The following is a 15,505-nucleotide window of genomic DNA, read 5'->3' as shown; positions in this document are numbered from 1 at the left end:
GCTTTTGTAAACAAAGGTTACATTAGACTTTGCCCAACTTCGGTACTAAAGAGCAATGTGACCGATGGAGTGATTTCATGCCCATGCTCACTTGGGAGTTATGGTTAGCTCGTGGGAGCATAGTGGATCATCCCTTACCTTGGCAGAAATCACAGATTAATTTGACTCCCGGAAGGGTGGATCAGGGGTTTGGAGCAGTTATTGCTATCATTGGAACACCAGCATCTCCTCCTAAACCCCGTGGAAAATCTCCAGGGTTGAAGAAAGGTCAAGTTCGTAGCAAAAGAAAACCATACCCGATAGTCAAAAAAGGTAAGGGTAAGTTTGAAAGTCAGAAAAAAAACACAAAAAAAGCTACATCAGCTTAATTGATTTCAAAATTTGTTTTTCACATTTGTTGATGGTCTAAATTTTTTCAATCCTTTCCTTGATTTTATATTCAACTATTTAGTCTAAACTCCAGTACCAAATGGGTTCTATAAAAAAACAGGAAGAAGAAATTAAGCCATCCTGCCTCTTCCTTCTTCCTTCTTCCTTCTTCCTTCTTCCTTCTTCCTTACCTTTGCTATACAATACCGATGCTACCGGACATAATATGATTACCTGGTAACGAGCAAAAAGTTCATTTAGCCTCTAAACTAGATTCAGCAATCTATATATTAGGAGGGTTAACTTTGACTGAAGATAATAACTATTCATCCCCTTCCATAGCTACTATTTCTCGTCAAGAATTACGGGAGTTAGTTCGATCGCAACTTCAAGCTCTGCTAGAACAAGATAACTTATCTGGAGCTAAAGCGATGTTAGTTCCTGTACAACCAGCTGATATTGCCGAAGCGATCGAAGGTTTACCAGAAACAATGCAAGTCATCGCATTTCGCTTGCTTTCTAAACGTGAAGCGATCGAAGTCTATGAACAACTAGACTCCAGCGTACAACAGTCTCTGTGTGAAAAATTCAAACGTCAAGAAGTCATAGATATTGTTGATAAAATGTCACCTGATGACCGCGCTAAACTCTTTGAAGAATTACCCGCAGCTGTTGTCAGGCGTTTATTAGGTCAACTTAGCCCTGCTGAACGCCAAGCTACAGCGCAACTTCTGGGTTATAACTCCGGAACCGCAGGACGGATAATGACTCCGGAATACATCTCCCTCAAAGAGGAATATACTGTTGCCCAAAGTTTAGAACGTATTCGCTCATTAGCTCACGTTACTGAGACAGTTTATTCTCTATATGTCACTGACACTAACCGTCATCTCACAGGTATTCTGTCATTGCGAGATTTAGTCACTTCTCAACTAAACCAAAGCATCAGCGAAATTATGAGTCGTGATTTTGTCTGCGTGCAAACTGGTACTGACCAAGAAGAAGTTGCTCGTATTATTCAGCGTTACGACTTTTTGGCAATACCAGTAGTAGATAGCGAACAACGACTGGTGGGTATCATTACCATTGATGATGTTCTCGATATCTTGGAACAGGAAACTACCGAAGATATTTATGCTCTAGGTGGCGTACAGTCTGAAGGTGATAACTATTTCCAGGTAAATCTATTTACTGCTGCTCGCAGAAGAGTGGTCTGGTTATTTGTGTTACTGCTGACAAATAGTGTGACGGGTGGAATTATTACAGCGCAAGAAGATATTCTGAAAAAAGTAGTGGCCTTAGCAGCATTTATTCCATTGTTGACTGGTACTGGAGGGAATGTGGGAGCGCAATCTTCCACTGTTGTGATTAGAGGTATGAATACCGATGAAATTTGGAAAATAGGGCCATTTAAAGTGATTCTGCGTGAAGCTGCTGCTGGCGCAATACTTGGGAGTGTTCTCGGTTTGTTAGCAACAGTTTGGGCTTTCCTGTTTATTGTCAATGGTAATTTAGAAGTGTCAGTGACAGTGGGTGTAAGTTTGCTGGCAATCTCAATTTTGGCTTCTGTTGCTGGTTCATCTTTGCCATTCTTGTTTCGTTCATTTGGGTTAGACCCCGCCTTAATGTCAGCACCGTTTATTACTACTGCTGTAGATGTTCTCGGTGTTTTGATTTATTTCAACTTGGCACGAGTAATTCTACAAATATGAAAAAGTGTCGGGGCGGGTTTCAAGGTTGGGCAAAAATTGTTATACCTAGCTATTTATATTTAAAACCCGCCATGACGAATTTTAAATATATTATTCTGCCACGGTTAATATATCAGAACTTACGCAAGTACACTATATATAGTGTTTAATAACTATGATATGTCTATATTTAGTTAGTAAATTTGACCAGTGCCGTAAAACTATGTTATACTGTGGCCAGAGAACTTTTGTTGGGCTACGCGATCACGTCATCAACAAAACATTTAAGGCTGAAGAATCCCGCGTTGTCGCGTAAGCGCAACGTCGGGAGTATATCAAAACTAACTACGGTCAATTTCTGCCAAAATTTCATCTAAGATTTCTTGGGCACCTTGTTTTCTCAATTTTTGAGCTAATTCAGTACCTATTTGTTCTGCATCATTAACACCACCAGTAACAACATCTTTAACTAATTTCTGACCATCTAAGCTAGCAACAATACCAGTTAAAGTCAGTTGTTCCCCTTCTATTTTAGTATTGACACCAATAGGTACTTGACACCCACCTTCCAGCTCTCTCAAAAAAGCACGTTCGGCATAACATCTCTGAGCCGTGGAAGTATGTTCCAAACTCTTCAATATATCAAGAATATCATTATCTCCCGCACGACATTCTATTCCTAAAGCACCTTGTCCAACAGCATGAAGAGAAACTTCTGGTGGTATAACTTGATGAATGCGATCGCCCATACCTAATCTATGCAAACCAGCAAAAGCTAAGATTAGGGCATCATACTCTCCAGCATCCAATTTTGCTAGTCTAGTATTGAGATTACCACGAACATCCTTAAATTCAAAATGGGGGTAATGGTGGCGGAGTTGTGCCAAACGTCTCAAGGAAGATGTACCAATAACAGCACCTTCTGGCAAAGCTTCAAGTTGTTTATCTTTAAACTTTTCATGGACTACTAAAGCATCTGCCGGGTTTTCTCGTTCGGTGACACAACCTAAAACTAAACCCTCTGGCAGATTGGTGGGTAGGTCTTTGAGAGAATGAACTGCCAAATCAGTTTCGTTTTGCAGCATTCCCAACTCTAGTTCCTTGGTAAAAAGTCCTTTATCCCCAATTTTTGCTAAGGCCACATCTAGAATTTTGTCCCCTTGAGTAGACATAGTGTGGACTTCAAATGTGATATTTGGGAAATTTTTCTGGAGTTGTTCTTGTACCCAATAAGTTTGAACTAAAGCGAGTTGACTTTTGCGGGAACCGATCCGAACGGTACGAGTAGGGGCAGATACTGTCATATCTTAATAATTTCGAGTAAATAATTGTGGTCATTCTTTCTAGATTACCGTAAAAAGGGGCCTAATAGTGCTACGCGCAAGTCAGAAGTCAGAAGTCAGAATTAATCCCTGACGCTCGTTTGAGTGTTTATAGAGCCCCTGAGTGGTATCTTTAGCCCGCGTAAAAATTTTTGAGTTACGGGTCGGGAGTGGAATAGAGGCAATACAGGAATAAAGATTGAAAAATACTCCCCTACTTTCAAGATTAGAATCAGAAGATTCGTGATTGTTAGATCGCCACGTTTAGTTACCGCTAACTTTTGCATTCTGTGAAGCTCCAGAAAAAAATCAGCGCGTGAAAGGATTTTCGGCTCCATCCTCAAAATTTTTGTGATATCTGTGATATCATAGATAGTTTAATGATTTTTTCGCCCATATGCATGACTTTTTATTCAACCAAAATTCATTGTTCACAGACAATCAAGTATTCAGGAATATTTCCCAGGAACAATAACAGAAATATATTCATTTTGTGCAGCTCAAAAAATATTTGTTTTTCCCGCGGTCGAATCTTTCCATCTATACGCCCCTCTGTGGAAGACCAACAACATTTTCATTTTCTGAAGCTCAAAAAAAATCAGCGGGTCAAGGGAGGGCGCCATTCGGAGCTTGGTGGAACGCCAATACCATTCGCCCCTACAAATGGTGCTTTAAAAGTCAATTTGCGTAAGTCCTGATCATGTTCGGACGGGTCAGTGATAAATAAAATTTAATGACTGACAGTACCGACAGTACCAAAGAAATACTGAAATTATCAATACCCCATCTCCAAATATTTGCTCTTTTTCTCCTTTCTTCCCTCCTGACTCCTAAAGACTCACAACAGTTATTTATCAGTATTCAAGCGAACATGATATTAATCAAAGGTGTGCGTATATTTGGGGTCTGAAAGCCTTATTCTGTCGTGCTTCTAATATCATGTTCGGACGGGTCAGTTATAAACAAAACTTCCGGCCTTGAACCAATATTCCCTTCTGCCTACAGCAAAGCTGCCTACAGCAAAGCTGCCTTCCTTCCTCCAAAGTGTAATATCATGTTCGGATAATCAGTTATAATAAAATTTAAGGACTCTGGGTACTGACAGTACCAAAAAAATACTGAAATTCTCAATACCCCATCTCCAATATTTCCTGTGTATTCCTCCTTTCTTCCCTCCTGACTCCTGACTCCTGACTCCTGACTCCTCACAACAGTTATTTATAAGTATTCAACCGAACATGATATAAGTATTCAACCGAACATGATATAAGTATTCAACCGAACATGATATAAAACGTAGCTCCCCACCGCTCGGGTTAATGCGGATTAGTTGGAAACGCATGCCCCAGGTAGTTTACAGCGCTTTTCAAATTGATGAACCACATCTTCACAAGCAAAACATTGTAGGGACGTTCCATGGAACGTCCCTACTGTGGTCTACTAATCATGAAAACCGCTGTAATCTATCTGGGTTTTTTATTTTTTGAAATTTTACGAGTTGCGATCGCAAAGTATAACGGACTTTAGTTATCCTGCTCCCCATGAGGAAACGGAGACACGGGGACGCGGTGATACGGCGACGCGCCCTCTCCGTGTCCTCAAGAACCCACATCTACCAAGGACTACCCACAATAGTAAACCCTGCCCAATAATAGGGATGAGATAAATTTTGATTTTCAAACTTTCCTAACTCTGATGGCAATGCCACTGCACCACGAGCTGCTGTTCCTCTTAACTGACCTTCTGTAATTACTACTTCTCCTCGTAACATTGCTAACTGTGCTTGTCGTAAAGCTTCTGCTTTAATCTTGGCATTATTTAGTTGGGTATAAAATTCTGTCATTAACCCTAATGTGCCTTCATCACTCACATACCAGACACTAGCTAAGGCTGACTTTGCTCCTGCTGCGACTGCTAACCCCGCAAAACCTAATTCGGCATTTTTGTCACCAACGGCGGTGCGACAAGCTGACAATACTAATAATTCTACTGGTGGATCGTTCCAACCTAACTGTCGCATTTGGTCTAGTTGTAGTTGTTCGTTACCCCACAGTTGAATATAGGAATTGCTGATAGCACCTGGTCGGAATTCTGCATGAGTTGCTAGGTGAACGATGGGATAGGGATAATTTTGTCGTTGGGTTAGCAGGTTATTACGGGTGAAGTCTTGATTGAGAAATTGAGTACCTTTCCACAACTGTTGGGAAATAGTTTTTAATTCTACTGGCACTGCTGGTAAGGAGTTTTGTTTAATGAATTCACTTGCTCCCATTGCTAATACCCTAGTATCTTGAATTGGGCGGTAGTTGGTATTCATTAAACTGATGCTGGGAATTAAACTGAGGCTGTATTTTTCGATGAGAAATTGTTGACCATCGTGTAATACTGCTACGGGTAAAGTTCGTAAACCTTCATCCATACTGAATAGTAAGGTATCGATATTAGCTGCTTCTAATTCTGCTGATATGGGTGCAATGAGCCAATTGTACAATTTTTGTGCTGGTGGCAAGTAGCTTTGAGTATAGCGACGGGAAGGAGTTGTGATTTGAACTCGTAATTTTAGGACAACTTCCATGAGTTGTTGGCGATGAGCTGCTGGCACAGTTTTGAGGATGGGGTCGCTGTCTGATGTGTATAATATAAGTTGCAGTTCTTCTTGGTAAGCTGTGACATAGATAATTGCTGAGTTTTTGCCTGTTTCACGGGCGATATCTGTCAGCACTTCCCGGATATTTTTTATGGATGTGTTTTGAGTTAATAGGTCTTCCCCAAAGTGGTCGGTAAATTCATTATTCCGGTTTTGCTCCAAGGCAGTCAAAGTTTGAGAGTTAGCAGCAACAGTTAAGGGAGTATTGTTAATAATATTGATGTTTTGTAAAGCAGTTTTGGTGTCGGTGTTGATGTTAATTTGTTGGCGATCGCTCTTTTTGTTTGGCAGATTAGGATTATTGGTTGTGCTGATGGTACTGTTACTCTGTATTGATTGGGTAATGTTAGTGGTGGTCGGATTTGAGATGGGGTTGTTAGATTGTAAAATGTTATTTGTTGGGGTAGCTGGGGTTATTGGTGATGTGAGGTTTGATGCTCCTGGAATAGTTGAATTTTCTGGTGTCTGAGGTAATTGTTGTGGCAAAGTATTGTCTATTGGTATTGATGGAGATGGGCTAATTTGAATGATTTCACCAGTATTAAGTTCTCCTCCTGGTAAGTTGGTAATATTTGTTGTATCACCTATTGCTATTTGGTCTGCGGTCGTAATATTACCTGCTGCTTGATTATTAGTATTGGCATTACCCTGTTGAGTGGTAGTTATTTGGTCTTGGGTAGTAATATTACCTGCTGCTTGATTATTAGTATTGGCATTACCCTGTTGAGTGGTAGTTATTTGGTCTTGGGTAGTAATATTACCTGCTGCTTGATTATTAATATTGGCATTACCCTGTTGAGTGGTAGCTATTTGGTCTCCAGTAGTAATATTAGCTCCTGCTTGATTATTAATACTGGCATCACCTTGGTTTGTTACCGCTGTTTGGTCTTGGGTAGTAATATTAGCTCCTGCTTGATTATTAATACTGGCATTACCTTGGTTTGTTACCGCTGTTTGGTCTTGGGTAGTAATATTAGCTCCTGCTTGATTATTAATACTGGCATCACCTTCTTCAGTAGTAGCTATTTGGTCTTGGGTAGTAATATTAGCTCCTGCTTGATTATTAATACTGGCATCACCTTCTTCAGTAGTAGCAGTTTGGTCTCCAGTAGTAATATTAGCTCCTGCTTGATTATTAATACTGGCATCACCTTCTTCAGTAGTAGCAGTTTGGTCTCCAGTAGTAATATTAGCTCCTGCTTGATTATTAATACTGGCATCACCTTCTTCAGTAGTAGCAGTTTGGTCTCCGGTAGTAATATCACCTCCTGCTTCATTATTGATATTACTATCACCAGTAGCACTATCAACAGTTTGGTCTCCAGTTTCAATATCTTCCCCTGCCTGAACATCAATACCTCCAGCACTTCCAGACTCAGAACTAGATTGCAAATCTTCAGTAGTGACCGAACCATCGGCAGCAATAATTTCAACTGTTCCAGCCGCTTCTCCCCCTTCAGTGCTAACATTTGCAGTTCTAATATCCCCTTGAGTGCTAAAAGTATTCAGAGTAATATTACCACTGGTACCATTGGGGGCGCGGGTCTGAATAGTTCCAGTATTAATACTACCGCTATTACTTTCGATACTTACATCTCCACTACCTGCATTACCAAAAGATGCTACGTTATTAATATTGACAATGCCACTAGCATTCAATTGAATATTACCCCCAGTACCATCGTCAGCAGCAGAATAAGTAGCAATATGATTAATATTTAGGTCGCCGTTATTCAGGGTTTCGATAGATATTTGACCACCTGTACCGTTAATGGCAGTGGAAAAAATGACACCTGTGTTAATATTGCCGTCATTGTTGATAATATTAACATCTCCACTACTTTCCCCACCAAAAGAACTAATATTGCTAGTGGTAATCTCTCCTTGACCCCGCTGAATAATCACAATATTGCCTCCAGTACCTTCTGGAGCGTAAGAACTCAGGTTGGCGAGTTCCTGCTCGAAGGTAGTCGCAACATCTTCTGAAGAAACATCCGCATCGGTGGGAATATTTGCCTCCTCACCTAAAAACCCAACAGTGGTATCAATATTTCCATTAATTGTTTCCAAAGTAATATTACCACCTCTTGCTCCCGCACCGCTAAAGCTTTCGATAAAACCTGTAATAATATCTCCTGTGGCACTGAGGGTAATATTTCCACCTTCCCCTGCTTGGGAACTAGAGACTAACTCACCAACACTGGTATCTATTGCGCCATCTGTAGTAATAGATATATTTCCACCTGTACCACTACCTCCAGCAAATGATTCAATAGCTGCTGTTTTGATATTGCTATTACCTGTAATAGTGACATCTCCACCATTACCATTACCTTCTGATTCTGAAAAAATCGTTTCTACTAGAATATTACCTGTACCGATAATCTCTATATTACCGCCGTCACCTGTTCTGGAAGAAGAAGCTAACTCACCATTGATAGTGTCAATACTACCTGTTTGACTTTGGATTAAAATATTACCACCACGACCCCTATTATCAGCGCGGGAGTCAATACCAGCAGTATTGATATCGCCGTTACTGATAATACTAACATTACCTCCATCTCCTTGATTACTATAGGAAATGAGTTCTCCTTGAGTTGTTACGTTACCCTCAAGACTCTGGATGCTAATATCGCCCCCAGGACTACCCGTTTCTGATTCAAGCTGAGACTGAGTAATGGTGGCGTTTTCTGTATTGTCTCTTGCAGGTGGAATATTTTCTGGGTCTCCTGCTGAGGAAATGATTTCACTTGTAGTAATATTACCTTTAGCTTCCAGACTAATATCGCCCCCTTCGCCTCGACGAGAAAATGACTCGATGACTCCTACTGTAGTATTTATCTCACCTTCAGCTATTAGAGTAATACTACCTCCAGCACCTCCAGTATTTTCTCCAGGGTTAGAATTATTAGAATTATCTGTTGGTTGTGGGTTTGCTTCTGATACAGATCCATCTTCTGACGAGTTATTGTCGTTATTTGAATCTCGCGGGTTGCCACTTGAAGAAAATATATCACCTGTAGTCAAATTGCCATTACTGGTAATAGTCACATTTCCAGCATTTCCTGAACGTGAAAAAGATTCTAATTCACCACTTGTTGTATCAACATTTCCGGTGATACTTTCGAGGGTAATATTCCCACCTCGACCACTACCTTTTGAACTAGAGTTAATATCACCTGTTGTTAAATTGCTATTACTGGTAATAGTCACATTTCCGGCATTTCCTAATTCGGAAAAAGAAGATAATTCACCACCTGTTGTATCAACATTTCCGGTGAAACTTTCGAGAGTAATATTGCCACCTAGACCACTACCTTTTGAACTAGAGTTAGTCTCACCTATTGTTAAATTGCCACTACTGGTAATAGTCACATCTCCTGCATTTCCTAATTCGGAAAAAGAAGATAATTCACCACTGGTTGTCTCAATATTTCCGGTGAGACTTTCGAGAGAAATATTGCCACCCTGACCACTACCTTTGGAACGAGAGTCAATATCACTTGTTGTCAAATTGCCACTACTGTTAATAGTCACATCTCCAGCATTTCCTAACTCTGAAAAAGAAAATAATCTACCCTGACTAGAATTAACATTTCCGGTGAGACTTTCAAGGGTAATTTTGCCACCTTGACCCATACCGTCTGAACGAGAGTCAATATCACTTGTAGTCAAATTGCCATTACTTGTAACAGTGACATCTCCAGCATTTCCTAATTCTGAAAAAGAAGATATTCCCCGATCGCCGTTAGTTGTATCAATATTTCCATTTGTACTTTCGAGAGTAATATTACCACCCCGACCATTAACATCTGAACGGGAGTTAATATTACTTGTTTTCAAATCACCATGACTTTTAATAGTTACACTACCACCATTACCAGAAGTGGCAAAACTATTTATTTCTGCGGTGGTAGTTACTGCACCTTCGGTACTTTCAATGCTGATATTACCACTGCTGCGCTCATTTATTTCTGTTTCTGTTAGGGGTGTGATATTACTATTATCTTCGGGGTTACTTGCTTCGGGGTCGCCTGCGGTAGAAAGTACTTTAGCTGTAGTAATGTCACCTTTAGCTTCCAGAGTAATATTACCCCCTGAACCTTCTCGAGAAAATGACTCTAACTTAGATTCATCATTAGTTTCTCCGGTAGTATCAATAGTTCCTCCTGCTTTGAGGGTAATATCTCCCCCATTACTGCTGCCACTCTCGTTTGGAGATAAATCTTCTGATTCTTCCGCTTCATCTGTTCCTCGACCTGCAAAAGAAAGGATACTTCCTGTTGTAATATTGCCCTGACTGGTAAGACTCACAGTTCCCGCATTACCCCTACGGGAAGAAGACCTGACTTCACCAGCACTGGTATCAATATTTGCACCTATACTTTCTAAAGTAATATTCCCACCTTTACCATTACCGTCTGAACGAGAGTCAATGTTACCTGTAATCAAATTGCCACTACTGGTAATAGTCACATCTCCAGCATTTCCTAATTCTGAAAAAGAAGATAATTCACCACTTGTTGTCTCAATATTTCCGCTTGTACTTTCAAGGGTAATTTTGCCACCTTGACCATTAGTTGAACGGGAGTCAACATTACCTGTAATCAAATTTCCATTACTTGTGATGGTAACGTTTCCTGCATTTCCCTCCTCAGAAGCAGCGAATATTCCTGCTACATCTTGGTCTGTTCCCAAGGTTTCAATACTACCACCTGTACTTTCAATGGTAATATCTCCACCCTGACCTGCTTGTGTTTGGGAATCAATGTTACTTGTATTAATATCGCCCTGACTTTTGATAGTGACACTTCCAGCATTTCCTGCTTGTGACCTAGACACTATATCACCACCCGTGGTATCAATATTTCCCCCTGTACTGTCGAGAGTAATATTCCCACCTTGACCACTACCTTTTGACCGGGAGTTGATACTACCTGTTGCCAAATCACCACTACTGGTGATCGTGACATCTCCCGCATCTCCTAATTCTGAAAAAGAAGATAATTCACTGATTGTATCGTCGTTACTTGTCTCAACATCTTCATCATTTCCGACTTGTGACAAAGAAGCTATTGCATGACCCGTGGTATCAATATTTCCATTTGTACTTTCGAGAGTAATATTACCACCCCGACCATTAACATCTGAACGGGAGTTAATATTACTTGTTTTCAAATCACCATGACTTTTAATAGTTACACTACCACCATTACCAGAAGTGGCAAAACTATTTATTTCTGCGGTGGTAGTTACTGCACCTTCGGTACTTTCAATGCTGATATTACCACTGCTGTGCTCATTTATTTCTGTTTCTGTTAGGGGTGTGATATTACTATTATCTCCGGGGTTACTTGCTTCGGGGTCGCCTGCGGTAGAAAGAATTCGTGCTGTTGTAATGTCACCTTTAGCTTCCAGACTAATATTACCACCCGAACCCTCTCGAGAAAATGACTCTAACTTAGATTCATTATTAGTATCACCGATAGTATCAATAGTTCCTCCTGCTTTGAGGGTAATATCTCCCCCATTACTGCTGCCACTCTCGTTTTGAGATAAATCTTCTGATTCTTCCGCTTCATCTGTTCCTCGACCTGCAAAAGAAAGAATACTTCCTGTTTTGATATCGCCCTGACTGGTAAGACTCACAGTTCCCGCATTACCCCTACGGGAAGAAGACCTGACTTCACCAGCACTGGTATCAATATTTCCAGCAAGACTTTCGACGGTAATATTGCCACCTTGACCATTAGTTGAACGAGAGTCAATATCACCTGTAATCAAATTGCCATTACTTGTGATAGTAACGTTTCCTGCATTTCCCTCCTCAGAAGCAGCGAATATTCCTGCTACATCTTGGTCTGTTCCCAAGGTTTCAATACTACCACCTGTACTTTCAATGGTAATATCTCCACCCTGACCTGCTTGTGTTTGGGAATCAATGTTACCTGTCTGAATATCGCCCTGACTTTTGATTGTCACATTTCCAGCATTTCCTGCTTGTGACTTAGAAGCTATTTCACCACCGGTTGTATCAACACTTCCATTCGTACTTTCTAGAGTAATATTCCCACCCTGACCATTAATTGAAGTGGAGTCAATATTACCCGTGGTCAAATTACTATCAGCAGTAATGTTAATGTTTCCTGCATCTCCATCAATAGAAGCAGAAAATATTCCTGCTGCTGCTTCTGTGTCAGTTCCAATAGTATCAACAGTACCATTCGTACTTTCAATAGTTATATCTCCACCTTCACCACCACCTGTTTTTGATTCAATACTTTCAGTCTTAATATCTCCAAAAGCTTTGATAGTAATATCTCCAGCATTTCCTGCCTCGCCAACAGTATCTATTTCTGCTGTGATAGTTACTGCCCCTTCTGTGCTTTCAATACTGATATTACCACTATTGCCACTATTTACTTCTGTCTGTGTTGTTTCAGTAGTGTTATTATCTACAGAGTTGCCTACATCAGGATCGCCAGCAGTGGAAAGAACTTCCCTTGTAGTAATATCGCCTTTGCTGGTGATACTGATACTACCTCCATCCCCTAAGCGAGAAAATGATTCGATAGTTCCTGCGCTAGTATCAATAATACCTTCTGCTGTTAGGGTAATATCCCCACCACTACCGTTTGCACTCTGAGTTTGATTTGAGTCAGTGTTATTTGTCTCGAATGGTGATGAATTTGTTAAGTCTCCCTCTGCATCTAATGGTTCGCCTGCGGAAGAAAAGATATCTGCTGTTTTGATATCGCCATTACTGGTAATACTGACATTTCCTCCATTTCCCTCAACGGAAAAAGAGGCTAATTCCTCACTACTGGTATCAATATTACCACCTGTACTTTCTAGAGTAATATTCCCACCATTACCACTACCGTCTGAACGAGAGTCAATATAACCAGTTTTTAAATTGCGATCGCTTGTAATTGTTACATTCCCACCATCGCCATCAAAAGAGGCAGAAAATATTTCACCTGCAGTTGTATCAACTTCACCACCACTATTTATGGTAATATTTCCACCTCTATTATTGCCCATGGTAGAAGCATTAATATTTCCTGTTTTTATATCGCCATCAGCAGTGAGAAAAAGATCGCCGCCTGTAGTTGATTCAGAATTTAATTTAAGTGTGGTTTGAGTAGTATCAATATTCCCAGTACTAGAAATAGTAATTGTTCCTGGTTGTCTGTCAGGAACTGATGTAACTACCTCTTCAATTGCAGTAAAATTTCCATCAATATTTAGTTCAATATTACCGCCACCTTTAGTAGAAATTCCTGTTAATTCTTCGTTAACTCCACCAAGAGTTAAATTACTTATTGAGTTAATAAATAGTCCTTGTTCCCCTGTCAATACTTCTAAATTATTTACATCTATTCGCAAAGGTGCTTCAGCTAAACCTATTCCACCAGAATTTTGAGTTTCAAATATTGCTCTATTGGCAGTAATTAAAGAATTAGGAGAAACTTGTCTAATATTCCCCTGGTTAGCATTGATTAATAGTTGACCAGTAGTAGTTAAATTAGCCAGATTTATATCACCATTTGTGCCTAAATTTCCTAGTCTAATTGTAATATCGCCACTACCAGAATTTAATGTTGTACCTTCTATTTGATTAATCGAACCTGCTCCTTGGTCGCGATTATTAATATTTGCACTATTGTCGTTACCAAATAGAGAAATATTGCTATTACTTTGAGATGTATCTATATCTGCATTGATATTAATATTTCTTCCAGCTTTTAATTCTATTGCATCTGTAGCTTCTATTGGCTCATTAACTGTTATATCATTATCAGCTTGAAGAGTTATTTCACCCTCTATTTCTTCTATTTCTGCCACAGAAAATGTAACGTTGTCATCTTCATTTTGTTCCGTTAACTCGTTGCTATTTTCTGACACTCCTATTATGATATTTTTCGGGTCAAATAATATTGTTCCTGCTTCTCCAAATGCTGCGCTAACATTGACATTTCCATCAAATATTAATTGTTCTTTTCCTGAGATTTCAACAAAGCCTCCATCACCAGAAAAATCTCCGCCTTTAGCACTAATATTCCCGGCAAAATTAGTAGTCTTATCCGACCAAATTATGACTTGACCGCCTTCTCCATTATTAATAGCATCGGCAGAAATAATTGAGTTATTATTAACAAAAGTTTGCTGAGAATTGGGAACAATTCCATTACCTTGAAAGTCGCCTCCGATTAATATTTCCCCCCCGACTTTTAGACCATTGGCATTAATATTGGCATCGATAACTGCCACGCGATCGCCCAACACATTCACCTGTCCCCCAACACTTCCATTCGTCGAGGTATCTGATACATCAATATTACCAGAGGCAATAACTACTCCTGCTGTATCTGTCAACTCTAAATTACCTTGAGCATTCATAACCACAGATGAGGCATGATTTATGTCACCACCTGTTAATAATTCTGGTAATAAAATCGGTGTAATTGACTGCCCTGATAAATTATTATAAGTAGGTGATACATCTAAACTCAACAGATGGCCTGGTTGAGATATTCTCAATGTATCTCCACCATTAACTGCAGCAATGGTGACATTACCTCCTGCGGTAGATAATTCACCTGTGTTGATAACCGTACCACCTGTTAAAGTTAAGTCTTTTCCAGGATTTAAACTTAAATTTCCTTCGTTAACTATTGCGCCTGGGTTTGAGACATTAAAATTGTAGCCACTCGGGTTGCCTACCAAATTTGAGTAGTCATTTGTTCCCATTGCCTGAAACCAGAAGTTATTACTGTTGAAACCTATACCTGTGGCAGTAGTAACGCTGAAGGAAGCGGGAATATTGAGACTGGCATTAGGGCCAAATATGATTCCGGTGGGGTTGATTAAGAAAAGGTTAGAGTTACCCCCTATGACTTGAATTAAGCCATTAATGATAGAAGGGTCTCCACCTGTAATTCTGCCAAGAATATTACGGGTGTCTGGGGTGGAGATGAAGTTGGCGGTTTGACCAGAGTTGAGGTTAAATTTGCCGAAACTGTGAAAGAGGTTAGTGCCGTTATGAGTACCGCCTTGAATATTAAATTGATTGCCATTTTGATTTACGGTAGTTCCTGTACCGTCATTTGCCGGAGTAATAGGTTGACTATAAGCAGGAAGAGCTACTATTCCTAATAGAGACACAAAGCTCATCAGAGGACAAAGATGTAATGTGATTAGTTTCATGTTATGGACTGAGAGTTAATGGTAAAACTCACAAATGTAATGATGATTAACTCCAGTATATCTTGTCCAAAATTGTCACACCTCCTTAATAATGCGGAAGGGAGATTGGGAGTGTGGGGAGTGTGGGGAGTGTGGGGAGTGTGGGGAGTGTGGGGAGTGTGGGGTGTGTGGGGTGTGTGGGGTGTGTGGGGTGTGTGGGGAGTGTGGGGAGTGTGGGGAGGGGGGGGAGAGGTGGGTGTGGCGGAAGGGTGGGCAGAGGGTGG

At 40.2% G+C, this 15,505-nt stretch carries 5 protein-coding genes; 3 read left to right on the top strand and 2 right to left on the bottom strand.

The features are described from left to right. Positions 1-83 precede the first annotated feature (83 nt). Both F6K23_RS22295 and mgtE read left to right on the top strand, forming a co-directional pair. The gene (locus tag F6K23_RS22295; protein ID WP_293159921.1) at positions 84-368 is read left to right on the top strand and encodes a hypothetical protein; all 285 of its coding nucleotides are present in this window, start codon (positions 84-86) and stop codon (positions 366-368) included. A 306-nt stretch (positions 369-674) separates the two neighbouring features. Continuing rightward, positions 675-2,081 carry a magnesium transporter gene (gene mgtE, locus F6K23_RS22290; protein ID WP_293159919.1) on the top strand — a complete coding sequence of 469 codons (1,407 nt, stop codon included), beginning with the start codon at positions 675-677 and terminating at the stop codon, positions 2,079-2,081. Between the two features lie 320 nt (positions 2,082-2,401). Here mgtE and hemC read toward each other — a convergent pair whose 3' ends face one another. Together hemC and F6K23_RS22280 are read right to left on the bottom strand one after the other, a co-directional pair. Then, positions 2,402-3,364 (bottom strand): hydroxymethylbilane synthase, encoded by a 963-nt coding sequence (gene hemC / locus F6K23_RS22285; RefSeq protein ID WP_293159917.1) that lies wholly within the window; start codon positions 3,362-3,364, stop codon positions 2,402-2,404. Between the two features lie 1,630 nt (positions 3,365-4,994). After that, on the bottom strand, positions 4,995-15,242 hold the full coding sequence (locus F6K23_RS22280) for a CHAT domain-containing protein (RefSeq protein WP_293159915.1): 10,248 nt from the start codon (positions 15,240-15,242) through the stop codon (positions 4,995-4,997). An 18-nt stretch (positions 15,243-15,260) separates the two neighbouring features. Here F6K23_RS22280 and F6K23_RS22275 point away from each other — a divergent pair. After that, positions 15,261-15,505, top strand: a 245-nt coding sequence (locus F6K23_RS22275; RefSeq protein WP_293159913.1) for a hypothetical protein, incomplete at its 3' end; no start/stop codon positions are given.

Origin of the sequence: Okeania sp. SIO2C9 (genome assembly GCF_010672455.1) — a bacterium.
Classification (GTDB): Bacteria; Cyanobacteriota; Cyanobacteriia; order Cyanobacteriales; family Microcoleaceae; genus Okeania.
The sequence above is the reverse complement of the archived record's forward strand: the minus strand, read 5'-3'. Positions and strand labels throughout refer to the sequence as shown.